We start from the raw sequence: 13,534 nt of genomic DNA, 5'->3' as shown, positions 1-13,534 counted from the left end.
CCACCACGCTGAAGGCCGGAGAGAGCGCGGAATATACGGCGCAGAAGGCGCGCCATCTCTACCTCGTGCCGGCGGTCGGCAGCGTCGAGGTGAACGGCGTGCGGGTCAATGCCCGCGATGGCGCGGCGATCAGCGATGAGACCAAGCTGAAGATCACCGCGCTGGAAGACTCCGAGCTGGTGCTGGTCGACGCGGCGTAGCGCCGATCGCGTTACGCGCGATCAGCGAGGTGTGATCGCGTGAGACGCGAAGATCCGCATGGCAGATGCGATCGGGGCAGCATTCTCAAAGGCGAATGCCGCCCCATCTCGCGCTTCGGGCGACGACGGATCACGGCCATGATTGAACTTCTTCTTGTCGCACATTCCGCAATCCGATGGCGCCTTGAAAACTGATGACTCGGGAGAAATTAAGTACGTAAATTTCTGAGGCGCCGTCAAACCGGACTGATTTCGTGCCATTCGCTCAATCACGTCGTCAGCACGATGCCGATCACCCCGGTAGCCCCGCTTTTCGGAGGCCCTCTGCATATCTGGCGAAATCCTGCGGTCGAAGAACTGCCGGGAGCCGGTCCTGCATATTGGAAATACGAAAGTCTGGGTCGAGTTGACGGATACGCGCAACGGCTTTCTGCGCCTCCTCAAGCCGCCCGGCGAGCGCATGGCTTGCTGCGGCAACACGCAATCCTTGTTGAAGATTCGGATTCTCCCGCAACGCCTTTTCCGCCCATGCCGACGCCTCGTCATAGTGGCCTGCGAAGAGGTGCGCTGAGGCCATAGCGCCCTGCATCCGGAACAAGATCGGATCGAGCGGACTTAGGCGCATGGCACGCGCCAGATGTTCGATCGCCACCTCCGGCTCGCCGAGCCAAACTCTCACCCAGCCACTATTGAGCCACGCCCCTGCAAGATTCGGGTTTAGTACGAGCGCTCGTTCGATGAAGGCGGCCCCGCCGTCGAGGTCGCCCGCTATATGGGCAAACGTGATCCCGCCCGCAGACAGCGCTGCCGCGTCATCTTTGCCTAGCTCCACCGCTCGCCGGGCCAGCCGTATGGCTTCGATCTTGTCCTGCGCGCTGTTGGCGACCCACCCTTGCGTCTTGCGCCAGACGTAGCACCACGCCGCCGCGCCATAGGCTGACACAAAAGCTGGATCGAGCTCAATCGACCTGTAAAGTAGCCGCAGCGCTTCGTCGTTTGACTCCTTGCTCCACTGATACAAGCTTGCCATACCTCGAAGGTAGCAATCGTAGGCATCGAGATTTCCGATCGGCTTGCGCTCGGAGCGTTCTATTTCGGCCTGCTCCAGCTTCGGTGCGATTGCCCCGACCACGCTCGTGGCGACCCGGTCCTGCAGATCGAAGATATCTTCGAGGGCACCGTCGAAGCGGTCCGCCCAAAGATGGGCTCCCGTCGTGGCATCGATGAGCTGACCAGTGATGCGGACCCGATTCGCCGCCTTGCGCACGCTGCCTTCGAGCACGTACCGCACGCCGAGTTCGCGGCCGACCTGCTTGATGTCGACCGCCTTGCCCTTATAGGTGAAGCTCGAATTGCGTGCGATCACGAACAGCGACTTGAAACGCGACAGAGCGGTGATGATCTCCTCCACCATTCCGTCTGCAAAATACTCCTGCTCAGGATCGCCGCTCATGTTCTGGAACGGCAACACGGCGGCGGATGGCTTCTCGGGAAGCGTCAGGGCCGGCCGCGCGGTCGCTGCGGCGGCGCTCGGCCGCACCCTATAGACGCGCACAGGCCGCGCGATGTTCTTGAGCTGGCGTTCGCCGGCATCCTCGAAGGCGATCTCAAGCCGACCTTGGGTGTCCTCCTGTACCCTGCCCGAGACGCAGATCCCCCCTGGTTCGGCTAGTTGCTCAAGTCGCGCCGCAACATTGACCCGATCGCCGAAGATGTCTCCGCCCTCGATGATGATGTCGCCGACGGTGATACCGACGCGGAACTCGATCCGCGTTCCCTGCGGCACCTCTGCGTTGCGCTCGACCATCCCGCGCTGAACCTCGACCGCGCAGCGGACCGCATCCACCACGCTCGGAAATTCGACCAGCATTCCGTCGCCAGTGGTTTTCACGATGCGGCCGTAGTACTCGACAATCTTCGGGTCGACTAGCTCGCGCCGGTGCGCCTTCAGACGCGCCAGCGTGCCCTCCTCGTCCATACCCATGAGACGGCTATAGCCCGCGACGTCCGCCGCGAAGATCGCAGCAATCTTGCGATTGACCCGCTCTCGTTCCACGAGTTCCTCCGCAGGCCGGCCTGGACCGGAGGCTTGCCGATCAGACTACTATATCAGATTGGAAAGCAGACCAGCGGACGAGAAAGCGAGTTTTCGGTCGCTGGGTAGAAACACGCTGACCGTATCAGGTTCGGGTCATTCGCACCACTTGCTCCATCGCATTCAGACACGAGTCGCCGAGGGCCCGTTGAGTGTCCTTGCGTGGGTGGCCGTCCTTTCGCCAACGGCTGTAAAGCCGAGCCTTTCATAGAATGCCGCCGCCTCCGCCGTGTTCGTCCGCAGCCGGACCAATGCGAATGGCGGGCTCGCTCCCTTCAGGAGGTGCTGCACCAGCGCCGCCCCGATCCCGCGATGGCGGTCGCTCTTCCTGACATAGAGATGCCGAAGCCGGCCGACGTCATGCCGGTCCGTATAGGGATCGCGGTTGAGGCCGCAGACGCCGACGAGCTCGCCCGACCAGAAGGCGCCGACCAGGCGCTCGCCCGGCCTGCCATACCGGTTGGCGCCGGAATTCCAGTCGGAGATCAGCCGCTGCACGAAGCCAAAGCCCTCCGACTGGGCTTCCTCGGCCAGGGCCGCAAGGCCGGGATGATCGCCGCCGATACGTTCAATGCGAAAAGCTTTCGTCATCTGCGGAGAATGCCACCAACTGCTCCGCCCAACCAGTCTTTGGCTGGTCTTCTAGCCGCGCCAGGCGCGGAATTTCGGCTGAATCCGCGCGCCATCGATCAGCTCGAGATCGCCGCAGCGATTCAGCGTGTGCAGCTTTCGTCCGGGCCACATCGCGCCCGGGCGGATGTGGCTGCGGATCTCCTGCCTGAACGTCTCCGGCGTCAGCTCCAGGATCTCGGCGAGCGCCAGCGCGCCGCCGTAACTCTCGCTGCAGTCCTGCACCGGCCGCCACAATTGACCGTCCTTTCGAACAAAATGTCCGGCAGGCCGCGTGGTGGCGCGATCGATCTTGACGGGATTGCAGGCGTGCGGCGTCCACGGCCCCATCAGGTCGGGTGAGTGATAGATGGCGAGCATATCCGAGTAGCCGGCCGTGCCGTCGCGCCAGGCGCCGAAAATATAGTAGAGGCCGTTGTGCTGCGTGATGGTGACGTCGGCGATTTCGACGCCGGACAGCAGCGTGGCATGCCGTTCCCATTTGTCGGGGAAGCGCACGCAGCGATAGATCGCGACGTCGTTGTTGGTCGACGATTCCGGGATCATCCACAGCTGGCCGTCGTGCTCGAGCAGGAACGGATAGGACAGATGCCAGGGTTCTTCCAGTATCGGCAGCACCGGGCCGACCGGACCGCTGCCATCGAATTCGATTGCGGAGATGATTCCCTTGCCGACGCGATGATCGAGATCCTCGAAGAAGGTGAAGGTTCTGCCCCGCCAGCTGATGGCAAACGGATCGGCAAAGAAATGGTTGCCGGGGTCCTGCAGGACATTCCATGCCGGTCCCGACAGGTCTTTGGTGTCCCAGACATTGACCTTGGGACTATAGCGCCAGCCTACGTGCCAATGCGGCGCATAGCAGCACAGACGGTAGATCTCGCGCACGATCGACCAGGCGATGCCGCGCAGGACGTAAGCGGCCGGCGGACGCGGCGTCCCGCCGTGTGTGCGATCGGCCAGTTGCGGCACGATCCGCGGCCGTCCCGACAGCACCGCCGCCAGCAAGGTCATGGTGCGCGCCATCACCGTATCCAGGCCGCCGCTGAGCCCGCTTGCCATCTCCGCCGACGGATGGCCCCGGTCCAGTACCGAACCAGTGGCATCGTCGACAATCTCGATGACCGGCAAATCTCCGGAAAGGATCGCGGCGAGCGCAGCGTTCTCGCCGGCGGCGCCGTTGAAGCGCGGCCGCAAATAGCGGCCGGCCGTGCAGGCGGGATCGCGTGGCGCATCGGTGAAATCGACGACGACATCGGCCGCCCCGGTCGGCGCACCCAGCTGCGCCGGCGAGCCTAGTCTGTCGGCGCCGCTGCGCTGTCCCCTGCGCAGGATCATGCGCTCGAGCTCGAACAGCGCATCAAGCCCCGCAGGCGCGGCACACGACCCGTCCGCCCAGGCGAGCTGAAGCGGAACATCTCGATTGCCGATCCGCAGCGTCTTGCGGCTCATCCACTGCCGCGGTCGCGCGCGGTCGCACCTGAGCTCGACGATCATGCCCTCCGGCTCGTTGCGCGAGCGGAGGTGATTCTCATAGGAATTTCTGGATGATCCCCACATACTCGTCCACCATTGCTTTCACCGAATAGCGAGACTTGAGTCCTTCGGCATTTTGCCGGAGTTCGTTCCTGAGGTCGTTGTCGCCGAGTGCGCGCGAAACCGCAGCTGCGAATTCGGAAGTATCGGCGGGATCGACAAACAAGGCTGCCGGCTTGCCCTCGATGACGAACACTTCGCGCAAAACAGGCAGATCGGCCACCACGGAGGGAATGCCGGCGCCAGCCGCTTCGACCGCGGCAAGGCCGAACGTCTCGGCCGCCGATGGAAACACGAAGACATCGAGACAGGCGAGGAACTCACCGATCCGCTGCGGCGACAACTCGCCCACGAAATGCACTCGGTCGGCGACCCGCAGCTCGGCGGCGAGGTTTTTCAGCCGCGCCTCGTCCGCGCCCTGTCCGGCCAGCGCCAAATGCCAGCCCGGCTTCCGCGCCAGCAGCCTGATCGCCGCGTCGAGCCGCTTGTCCGGATGCAGCCGTGCCGTGCAGCCGAGCAATGCCGCGTCCTGCGGCAAGCCGAAGCGCCGGCGGGCCTCGTCGCGGGGCAGATCGACCGACTTGTCGTCGAAGCCGTGTGCCACATGAGTCATGCGCGCGCGATAGCTCGCCGGGTAGCGCGCATATTCGCGCTCCATGTCGCGCGAGTTGAGCGTGATGCAATTGAAGGCGCCGAGGCTGCCGAGCGCGATGTCGGCCGCGCGAACCGGCCAACTCATCGATGCTCCGGCCGAGACCTCGTTGGCGATGACGGGCGCGGCGCCGACCAGGCGCGAGACGGCGCCGCCGATGACGTTGCCATAGTGCTGGAAGGTCATCACCGCATCGGGACGGATCGTCCTGATCTGGCGCGCCAGGTTGAGGATGAATCCGGCGAATGCCCAGGGCGTGCCGGGTCGCCGCGGCGCACAGTAAACGGTGTTCGGCGGCTCGTCGAACGAGTGAGACTTGCGGAAGAAGAAGAGGTTGAACACCTCATAGCCGCGCTCGCGCAGGCCGGCGCCGAGCAGCCTTGAGATTTCCTGCGCGCCGGCGTTCTCGGCCTGGGTCTGGATCAGCAGGATGCGGCGCGCGGCGCCCCGCAATCCGGCATTGACCCGGGCAGGTGCCGTCTCCGTCTCTAAGGTCCCGGCTGCGACCTTGAACAGCGCGCGCGGGTTCTTGTCTTGCGTGGATAGCAGCACGGTCTCTGCTCGATCAATTTGCCATGAACGGATCAAGGCGGTCGGTCCTGCAGTCACTAGCACGGCACCGCACGACAGACACCGACTACGACTGGATGGGGTTAATCCCCTTGGTGCGGAAGGCTGTTCCCGAATCGAAGCATCGCATTTGCACGCTTCTTGCAATGAAGACCGGGTAACCGTCGCTTAACCATAGATATTTACTTTGGATGCAGCGTCGGACGCACGCTTACCGGTCCAGTTGAGTCAATTCGTATGATGTACGGTAACAAGCCAGCCCAGGTCGCATCCGATCGGGTCGAAGACGCTCCTTCCTGGGAGGCGCCTGCACGCACGCCGTCCGGCAAATCTGCGAGCGCACAGCCGGCGTTCCTCAAAGGTTACCTCGCCGTTAACGGCCTCACCTTCTTCCGCAACAACGCGAAGCGCATTGCGGTCTATTCGTTGGCGCTTTTTGCACTGGGCGTCGCGGTCCTGATGATGCTGCCGCTTCGATATGCGGCAACCGCACTTGTCGTGGTCGATCCACGGGAGCAGCGCGTCACCAACGAACAGGACGTCTTGCCCGGAATCGGCCAGGACGCCGCCGCGCTGCAAAGCCTGATCGAGATCGCCAAGTCAGACGGATTCCTGCGCCCCCTGATCGCCCAGCTCAAGATCGGGGAGGACGCCGACATTGCCGGCTCGGAGACCGACCCTGCAAAGATCCTGGATCGCTTCCGCGCCCGGCTCGATATCTCCCGGCGCGGGCTGACCTACGTCATCGCCATCACCTTCGTCTCGAACAATCCGCAGAAGGCATCCAGCTACGCCAATGCGATCGCGGAAGCCTTCGTCGGCAACCAGACCCAGGCCCGCACCAGCGCCACCGACGAGGCCGCCGACTGGCTCAACAGCCGCCTGAAGACGCTGAGCGACCGCCTGCGCGTCTCCGAAGACTCAGTCGCCAAGTTCAAGCGCGAGTACAAGATCCTGTACGCCGGCAAGGATGCCACCACGCAGCAGCTCCGCATCACCGATCTGACCCAACAGGTTTCGGCGGCGCGCCTGAAGACCGAGGAGGCCAAGACCCGTTACGAGCAGGCGCAACGCGACCTCAAGGCCAATGTCGACGGTCCCGTGAAGCAGGATCTGCTCAGCGCGCTAAGGGCACAACGTTCGGTGCTCAACGACCAGATCGCGCAGAAGCGCGCCGTGCTCGGCGACCGCCACCCGGACCTGGTGATGGCGCTGGGCCAGCTTGCCGACCTCAATCGCCAGATCGAGGTCGAGCGCAAGCGCAGCATCGAAACCGCAAGATCGGAATATGAAACGCTGCAGGACCAGCAGAAGACGCTCGAGGGGCAGCTCAAGGCCGCCGAGGGGCAGGCGCTAACGGATGCGCAAGCCCTCGTCAAGCTGCAGGAGCTGCAACGCGACGCCGAAGCCAACAAGAACATCTACGAGCAGTTTCTCGCCCGCTACAAGACCACCAACGAACAGCGCCTCCTGCAGAGCTCGCAGACCAGGATCGCCTCGCTCGCCAACCCGCCGACGCGCCCGACACGGCCGTCGCTTGCGATCCTGCTGGTTGCCATCGCGCTCGCCTCCGTATTGACCTCGACGGCGGCGGTGGCCGTGCTGGAAGCGCGAAAGAGCGCGGCCCCCGTAGCGGCCGAACAGGCACCGGCAGCAGCGCCTGCGCCCGCGGTACCGGCAGCGCCGCCGGCACAGGTCGAGCAGGACCTGCCGGTCTGGGTCCGCATTCCCAATGCGCTGCCGCCGGATACGAGAAAGACGGTCTGGCAAAAGCCGATCCGCCGCTTTGCCGAGCCGGATCTGCGTCCCCATGTCGCAAAACTGCTCGAGCGTGTTGCCGCCATGCCCGGCCGGCGCGGCAAGATCGCGCTCGTCACCGCGCTCGAGCCCGGCGCCGGTGTCAGCACGGTGGCGCGTTCGCTCAATCTCGGCGCCGTCGATCGCGGCATGATGAGCGTGCTGATCGAGGTGCAGCCGGATTCCGCCGTGATCCGCGCCTGCGACGCCGCAGACGGCGCCGGCAGCCAGTTCGCGGCCAAGGCGACGCTGCGCTCGCTGGATATCCTGCTCGGGGCAAGCCGCATCGCGACGAGCTCCGAAGACGATATTCGCGCCGAGTTCTCCCTGATCGTGATCGACACGCCCTCGCTTGCCGAGCAGCCCGGCGTCGCCGCGCTGGCGGCGCATGCCGATCTGGTCGTCCTGGTGGCGCACGAGCACGCAGCAAGGTCCGGCGCGATCCACGATGCCATCACCTCGCTGTCGAAAGTCGGACCGGCCGCGATCGGTGTCGTGCTCAATGATGTCGCCCTGCGGCCCGTGCCCTTGCGCGCGCAGGCGAGCTGACGCGCGATGGCCGCCCGGCCCGCGTTGGCGATAGCTGCCTCGCTGCTTGTCCTGTGGACGGGCTCGGCGCAGGCGTGCCAGACACTGCTTCCCGGCGTCGCGCCAGACAGGATCGCCGCGCTTTCCCGCGGCTTCAACGCCGACGGCTGGATCAACGGCGCACAATTGCCGCCACCGCGCGCCCTCCTAACCACCCTGCGCAAGGCCGGCATGAGTCATGTTCGCCTGCCGGTTCCGGCAGAACAGATCATGCAACGGTTTGCCGCGCCGGCCGAGCGCGAGGCGCGGCTGCGCGCCGTCGACGCTGCGCTGAAAGCGCTGCTCGGGTCAGGCTATGCGGTCTCGATCGACCTGCATCCCGGCAACAGGTTCAACGCACTGCACCGCGAGGACGCGGCGGCATCGATGCAGGCGATGCAGGATGCGTGGGCTGCGCTGGCCAATGTCATCAAGAGCTTCCCTGCCGACCGCGTCTTCGCGGAGCTCTTGAACGAGCCCGATGTCGACGCCGCGCGATGGCAGAGCGAGGTCGAGACGCTCGCCGCCTTCGTGCGCCAACTGCTGCCGCGAACCACGCTGATCGTCGGTCCCGTCAACTGGCAGCGCGCGGACTCGCTGCCGGATTTTCGCCCGCTCGACGATTCCAATGTCGTCTATGCCATCCATTTCTACGATCCGATGGCGTTCACGCATCAGGCGCACTGGGACCGGAACGATCCGCTGCATCACATCAGGGACCTGCCCTATCCGGCCAAGGCGGACGATCCCTCGGTGCAAGGCCTGAAGCAGCAACTTTCCGACGGCGGCAGAACGCGCGCGCTTGCCATCCTGGAGGACGCCACTGCCGGCAGCACGATCGGCACATGGCTGGAGCCTGCGGTGGCCTGGCAGCAGCGCCACGCGCGGCCGATCATCATCAACGAATTCGGCGTGCTGAAAGCCGGCGCCCCGCGCGAAAGTCGGCTTCGGTGGCTCGCCGATGTCACCGCCCATGCGCGGCAGCATTGCTGGGGCTGGACGCATTGGGAGCTGTCGCAAGGCTTTGGCTTCGCGGACGCGGCGTCCGGCAAGGTGGACGTGGAAGCCTTGAAGGCGCTGCTCGGCCAGCGATAGCTTCCGCGGTCCTTCAGACCTTCGGCTCGGTCGCGGGCGCCGCAGCCGGCTTGGTCCTCCAGCTTGGCCGCCGGAGCAGCACGAGGACCGAGGGATCGACGCCGGTCCAGCGGCGGCACATGACGTTGAGCGCAATGGTCGCCAGCGTCAGCGACACGGTCGCCGATATCGCCGCGCCGAGCACCCCGAGCCACGGGATCAGGACAAAGAAGCCGATCAGCCGCAGCACCACGTTGGCGGCCACCACCGGGACATAGGCGCGCTCATGGCCGGTGAGCTGGATGATCGCCGCCGCCGGACCGCCGGCGGCCTGGACGGCCGTGCCGATCGCCAGCACGATCAGCGTCCACTGCTGGCTGACAAAGTGCGGACCGAACAATCCAAGCAGATGCGGCGCTCCCACCCAGATGATGAGGAGGCCGCTGACGACGCACAGCGCGGTGACCTCCCCCATCAGTGTCAGCGTTTGCTCGAACTCGTCGTGCTGCTTGCTGAAGTGGAGCGACGGCAGGCGTCGGGCCGCAAAGGTGTAGAGCGCCGCCGACAGCATCGCAAAGACGTTGGCAAGGCGCGAGGCCGCGAAATAGATGCCGGCCATCACCGGATCCAGCATCCAGTAGATCAGGATGACGTCGAAATACTGGTTGGCGGCTTCGAGGATCGACGACAGCCAGAAGCGGAGTCCGCTCGCCTTCCAGCGCTTGCGCTCGAAAGTCGCCGGGACGCCGCGTATCTGCGGCAGGTTGCGCAGGATCGCGACGATCTGCACGATCAGCCCGCCGAACATTGCCGCTGCCACCAACGCAAAAAGCTGCGTCGGGGTGATGATTCCGCCGCTGAGCAACAGGGCCAGCAGGCCGGCCACCACGAAAATGCGCCAGAAGAATTCGCGGTTGCCCTCGCCCATCAGGATGCCGACGACGGCGCGCGCGATCTGGCTGCCGAGCATCAGCCCGGAATTGACGCCCATGAAGACGGCGACCGATACCAGCAGCAATGCGGAATCGCCGCGCAAGCCGCCGATCATCATGACGACGGCGGTCGCCGCGAGCGTCGCCAGCACCGAGGTTTTCAGGCTGAACAGCAGCACGCCCTTGGTCAGGCCGTCATCGCCGTCCACCCGGTACTCGTTCAGGAACCGGACCAGCAGAAGCTCCTGCCCGACCAGGCCCACCACCGACGCGATCTGGGCGATGGAGAGCCACATTGCGAAGGTGCCGAACGCATCCGGCGACATGGTACGCGCCGCCAGCGAGAACATCGCAAACGCAAGGCCGCCGCTGCCGACCTTGAGCAGGATGGTGCCGGCAACCCCGCGCGTGACATCGCGCTGAACCATCTGGAGAAGGGACGCGATCATGACGGCATCGTGCAACGGCTCGCCGGGCGGCGCTGCAACCGCGCCGCATCGCGCTCAAACGAATGTCCAGCCAGTTGCATCATTCCTGTATTCGCCATTGTCTCGCTTGTCCCGGGAAGAGGCAGAAGCGGGCGATTTCCCCTCCTGCCCCGATCCTTTCCGCGACAGCGACATCGCTGGCAAGGCGCGCACCTATTTCGCACGTCCGGCGCTCCGCCGGTCGAACTTTCGATTCGAAGGTAAACGGCGGCCCATCTGCTGCTTCGAGCGATTTCCGTACCAGCCGACGGTCGAGAATCGTTAACCTCGTTGCGGCAAAGCGGTCGCGCCGGGTTCCGCCAGCGGCTATCGGGCATCGAACTTGCACAAACACCGGCCAGCAAGTTGCGAAGGGCACGATGACGACCGACATGAACCTCGCCGCACAGGGCGGACAAAATCCGGATCGCATTACCGTGGACGTTGCCATTGTCGGCGGCGGCCTTTCCGGTTCGCTCGCGGCCGCCGTGTTGACCCGGGCGGGTCACAAGGTGGCTCTGATCGACAAGCGGGCGGTCTATCCGGATGAATTCCGCGTCGAGAAGCTCGGCGGCGGACAGGTGGAAATCCTCGCGCGCCTCGGCCTGCTCGAGCCATTTGCGCAGCGCGCCAGCGCGTTCGATACCACGCTGAACATCCGCGAGGGCAGGCTGGTCGATATCAGCCGGGGCTTGAACTTCGGGCTGCCTTACGCGCCCATGGTGGCGATCGCGCGCAGCATGATCGCCGATCCCGCAGCGCTGATCGTGGATCAGGTGCAGTCGATCCGCACCGGCCAGGATCTGCAGCACGTGACGCTGGCCTCCGGCCGGGAGGTGGTGGCCCGTCTGGTGGTTCTGGCCACCGGCATGGCCGGTGCCCTGCCCTACAGTCTCGGCGTTTCGCGCCGGGTCCTTGTTTCCCGCCATTCGCTCGCCTTCGGCTTCACCGTTGCGCCCCCGGAGAACGGCACGTTCGGCTTCCCGGCGCTCACCTGTTACGGCGAGCGGACCAGCGACGGCATCGACTATATCAGCATCTTCCCGATGCCGGACGGTATGCGCGCGAACCTGTTCATGTTCCGCGATCCAAACGATCCGATCATGCGCGAGCTGCGCCGCGACCCGAAGTCGACGCTGTTCCGCCTGATGCCCGGCCTGCGCAGCTATCTCGGCGAATTCCGCGTCATCGACCGCGTGCACCACTGGGTCATGGACCTCGCCAATGTGGAAGGCCATCTGCAGCCGGGTCTCGTGCTGGTCGGCGACGCCTTCCAGACGTCCTGCCCGGCAGCCGGCACCGGCGTCAGCCGCCTGCTGGTCGACCTAGAACGGCTCTGCACCGCATATGTGCCGCAGTGGCTCAAAACCGACGGGATGGGCATCGACAAGATCGCGCAATTCTATTCGGACGAGGCCAAGATGGCTTCCGACCAGCACGCATTCAGGATGGCGCATTTCCGGCAGGCGCTGACATCGGACAGCCGCATCGGTTGGGGTTTGCGGCGGCACCTGCATTTCCTGCGGCGCAGCGTCACGCATCGCGTCGATGCCATCAATCCCGGCTGGGTCGCGCGCGCCCGCAAGCGGCTCCGCGCCGCCTGATCGCGGCAATCCAGCCCTGCAGAATTGACCGGTCCGTGTGCGGCGCGGCTCAGCCGCGCGCCGGCAAGAGCCTCAATCCAGCCATGCGCCGCGCGGCCATCTTGAGCCACGGCGCCTGCTCCAGCGCAAAGCCGGCGAGGCTGCCCGCGGCGCTGCCGGTCCGCGTGATCGCCCACATCGGCGAGGGCTGAGCGCCGAACAGTTTCTTGTAGGGCTCGTCGCCGATGGTGAAATCGAGCACGCGATCCTTGCGCTCGATGCAATCCATCGCGACCCGCTCGAACATCAATGAGCCGATCGACTGGCTCTTGAAGCCTTCGATATCGAAGGCGCCCATGATGACGAGGAACGTCGCCTTGTGGCAGAGCCCAAGCACGGCAGCGATCACCCGGCCGTCCATTCGCATCGCATATAGACGCGAGAATGATCCCGCGCCGCGCAGCGCAATGTCGGAATAGAAGGCGAAGTACTCCGGACGCTGCAGCAGGTCGCCGTCCCCGCGAGCATGGAATCGCGGCCCACGGTACTGCTTCATCATTTCCAGCGTCGCGACGATATCCGGCGTATCCTCGCAGGTGAACCGGACATCGCCCTTTCGCTGCAGCTGCCGGAGCTTCTTTGCGAGCTCCTTCTGGTACGAACGATCGAGCGCTCCGGCGCGCCAGTCAGCGAAACTGTCCTTCAGTTCGACTGCATAGGCGTTCGTGTCCATGGACGCTCGGGTAGGCGCATCGAGCAGCCTCTCCAGGCTCACGCTGCCATCGCGCAGCTTGGGGACCCGAAGCAGGTCGAATGGCCGAAGCAGACGCCGCATCTCGCGGCACGCCGCGGCGTCCTGCACGAGCTCGACGAAATTGCTCTCGCTGCAGATCGGCGCGAGATAGTCGGAGACGCGAACATCGGCGAATTCGACGGTGCGTAGCGGACCGCGGCGGACGCGAACCAACGGCAGCACCAGGGCAAGCTCGCCGCCGCGGCGGCGACGCACCACCAGGATGAGACGCCTGGTGCCGCCGGCCGACGCAAGATTCCGGTACAGGCTGTCCAGCCAGAGCGGATGCTGAAACGCGGTCGCGACGGAATTGTCGAACAGCGTTGCGTACTCGGCCGAGAGGAAGTCGAACGAATTGTCGATGCTGACGTCGAAGGCGGCTTCCGAATGGTGCATGCGCTGAAACAAACAATCGATGTCGCGGGCCGACTCGGGGCTGTGACGATCGAGGTCACACCGGGTGCTGCAGCTTGCCGCTGGGTTCCACCGGTACATACTCGATTGCCGGCTGCGCGCAAACGTCGCATCGCGCCGATAGTTAACGGCGGACTTGTTCGGTCAAGTGCCGGGCTGTGAAGGCGTTCCAAGCCGACGAACCCGCGCCGGCGCGGGACCTTCACCTTACCGCGCCGTTAACCAAG

General features: G+C 64.9%; 11 protein-coding genes. 5 read left to right on the top strand and 6 right to left on the bottom strand.

Annotated elements, in window-relative coordinates:
- On the top strand, positions 1-200 hold a 200-nt coding region (locus ACT4OC_RS26250; protein WP_444841953.1), incomplete at its 5' end, for a pirin family protein.
- Positions 201-492: 292 nt separating this feature from the next.
- On the opposite strand, the gene ACT4OC_RS26245 is transcribed toward ACT4OC_RS26250, so the two are convergent.
- From ACT4OC_RS26245 to ACT4OC_RS26230, 4 genes are all read right to left on the bottom strand, one after another.
- Positions 493-2,256 (bottom strand): adenylate/guanylate cyclase domain-containing protein, encoded by a 1,764-nt coding sequence (locus ACT4OC_RS26245; RefSeq protein ID WP_444841952.1) that lies wholly within the window; start codon positions 2,254-2,256, stop codon positions 493-495.
- Between the two features lie 162 nt (positions 2,257-2,418).
- Positions 2,419-2,886, bottom strand: a complete 468-nt coding sequence (locus ACT4OC_RS26240; protein WP_444841951.1) for a GNAT family N-acetyltransferase — start codon at positions 2,884-2,886, stop codon at positions 2,419-2,421.
- Positions 2,887-2,937: 51 nt separating this feature from the next.
- Positions 2,938-4,419 carry a glucosamine inositolphosphorylceramide transferase family protein gene (locus ACT4OC_RS26235; RefSeq protein WP_444841950.1) on the bottom strand — a complete coding sequence of 494 codons (1,482 nt, stop codon included), beginning with the start codon at positions 4,417-4,419 and terminating at the stop codon, positions 2,938-2,940.
- Positions 4,420-4,453: 34 nt separating this feature from the next.
- On the bottom strand, positions 4,454-5,626 hold the full coding sequence (locus ACT4OC_RS26230) for a glycosyltransferase family 4 protein (protein ID WP_444841954.1): 1,173 nt from the start codon (positions 5,624-5,626) through the stop codon (positions 4,454-4,456).
- Between the two features lie 291 nt (positions 5,627-5,917).
- Between ACT4OC_RS26230 and ACT4OC_RS26225 the strand changes: the two genes are divergently transcribed.
- Together ACT4OC_RS26225 and ACT4OC_RS26220 are read left to right on the top strand one after the other, a co-directional pair.
- Positions 5,918-8,026 carry a GumC family protein gene (locus ACT4OC_RS26225; protein WP_444841949.1) on the top strand — a complete coding sequence of 703 codons (2,109 nt, stop codon included), beginning with the start codon at positions 5,918-5,920 and terminating at the stop codon, positions 8,024-8,026.
- A gap of 6 nt (positions 8,027-8,032) precedes the next feature.
- On the top strand, positions 8,033-9,139 hold the full coding sequence (locus tag ACT4OC_RS26220) for a glycoside hydrolase family 5 protein (RefSeq protein WP_444841948.1): 1,107 nt from the start codon (positions 8,033-8,035) through the stop codon (positions 9,137-9,139).
- 13 nt (positions 9,140-9,152) lie between these two features.
- On the opposite strand, the gene ACT4OC_RS26215 is transcribed toward ACT4OC_RS26220, so the two are convergent.
- Positions 9,153-10,499 carry a lipopolysaccharide biosynthesis protein gene (locus ACT4OC_RS26215; RefSeq protein WP_444841947.1) on the bottom strand — a complete coding sequence of 449 codons (1,347 nt, stop codon included), beginning with the start codon at positions 10,497-10,499 and terminating at the stop codon, positions 9,153-9,155.
- Here ACT4OC_RS26215 and ACT4OC_RS26210 point away from each other — a divergent pair.
- Together ACT4OC_RS26210 and ACT4OC_RS26205 are read left to right on the top strand one after the other, a co-directional pair.
- Positions 10,498-10,803 (top strand): hypothetical protein, encoded by a 306-nt coding sequence (locus ACT4OC_RS26210; protein ID WP_444841946.1) that lies wholly within the window; start codon positions 10,498-10,500, stop codon positions 10,801-10,803. The two genes, ACT4OC_RS26215 and ACT4OC_RS26210, sit on opposite strands and share 2 nt — an antisense overlap.
- Before the next feature lie 94 nt (positions 10,804-10,897).
- Positions 10,898-12,121 (top strand): FAD-dependent oxidoreductase, encoded by a 1,224-nt coding sequence (locus tag ACT4OC_RS26205; protein WP_444841945.1) that lies wholly within the window; start codon positions 10,898-10,900, stop codon positions 12,119-12,121.
- A 49-nt stretch (positions 12,122-12,170) separates the two neighbouring features.
- Here ACT4OC_RS26205 and ACT4OC_RS26200 read toward each other — a convergent pair whose 3' ends face one another.
- On the bottom strand, positions 12,171-13,289 hold the full coding sequence (locus ACT4OC_RS26200) for a GNAT family N-acetyltransferase (RefSeq protein WP_444841944.1): 1,119 nt from the start codon (positions 13,287-13,289) through the stop codon (positions 12,171-12,173).
- Positions 13,290-13,534: the final 245 nt, after the last annotated feature.

It is taken from the genome of Bradyrhizobium sp. (genome assembly GCF_052389815.1).
In the GTDB taxonomy this organism is placed as follows: Bacteria; Pseudomonadota; Alphaproteobacteria; order Rhizobiales; family Xanthobacteraceae; genus Bradyrhizobium.
Note: the sequence above shows the minus strand (reverse complement) of the source record. Positions and strands in the feature narration are given on the sequence as shown.

What these genes read in the sequence shown, in the direction of transcription:
- ACT4OC_RS26225 (WP_444841949.1), top strand. Translation starts at nt 5,918, where the DNA reads ATGATGTACGGTAACAAGCCAGCCCAGGTCGCATCCGATCGGGTCGAA.
- ACT4OC_RS26200 (WP_444841944.1), bottom strand. Translation starts at nt 13,289, where the DNA reads ATGCACCATTCGGAAGCCGCCTTCGACGTCAGCATCGACAATTCGTTC.
- ACT4OC_RS26240 (WP_444841951.1), bottom strand. Translation starts at nt 2,886, where the DNA reads ATGACGAAAGCTTTTCGCATTGAACGTATCGGCGGCGATCATCCCGGC.
- ACT4OC_RS26235 (WP_444841950.1), bottom strand. Translation starts at nt 4,419, where the DNA reads ATGATCGTCGAGCTCAGGTGCGACCGCGCGCGACCGCGGCAGTGGATG.
- ACT4OC_RS26215 (WP_444841947.1), bottom strand. Translation starts at nt 10,499, where the DNA reads ATGATCGCGTCCCTTCTCCAGATGGTTCAGCGCGATGTCACGCGCGGG.
- ACT4OC_RS26210 (WP_444841946.1), top strand. Translation starts at nt 10,498, where the DNA reads ATGACGGCATCGTGCAACGGCTCGCCGGGCGGCGCTGCAACCGCGCCG.
- ACT4OC_RS26205 (WP_444841945.1), top strand. Translation starts at nt 10,898, where the DNA reads ATGACGACCGACATGAACCTCGCCGCACAGGGCGGACAAAATCCGGAT.
- ACT4OC_RS26220 (WP_444841948.1), top strand. Translation starts at nt 8,033, where the DNA reads ATGGCCGCCCGGCCCGCGTTGGCGATAGCTGCCTCGCTGCTTGTCCTG.